Below are 352 nucleotides of genomic sequence, written 5' to 3'. Positions count from 1 at the left end.
AGACCCCATGCCAAAAGCGTGGGGTTTTTGCTATGGAAAAAAGACAGACGCGAGGCGGATAAAAGTCATTGCCGCCCTCGAACCGAGCCTCCTGCGATTGCGGGGGGCTTTTTGCGTTTAAGGGCATGGGAACCCCCGGGAATGCCGGGCGTTGAAGGCGTATATGGCGATTTTCATTCCATAAGGGGCGGCTTATCCGGTAAATTGCGCCGCCGTTGACGTTTTCAGGCAGTAAATTCGCAGCATTTTCAGGCAGATACAGTCACTCACCGGGCTTATATTTTATTAAAAAGCCATGTAACCAACGAACCAGGTCGGTTTTATCGGAAACTCATCCTCATTAATGGGTATT

At 50.0% G+C, this 352-nt stretch carries 1 protein-coding gene; it reads left to right on the top strand.

Translation table 11 applies throughout. The annotated features are described in order from the left end of the window. Nucleotides 1–219: hypothetical protein (locus DBA33_RS20855; protein ID WP_205582799.1), on the top strand; the 219-nt coding region annotated here is incomplete at its 5' end. Nucleotides 220–352: the final 133 nt, after the last annotated feature.

This window comes from Yersinia sp. IP36721 (assembly GCF_003634395.1).
GTDB classification, from domain to species: domain Bacteria; phylum Pseudomonadota; class Gammaproteobacteria; order Enterobacterales; family Enterobacteriaceae; genus Yersinia; species Yersinia entomophaga.
This window is presented reverse-complemented; position numbering and strand designations above follow the sequence as displayed.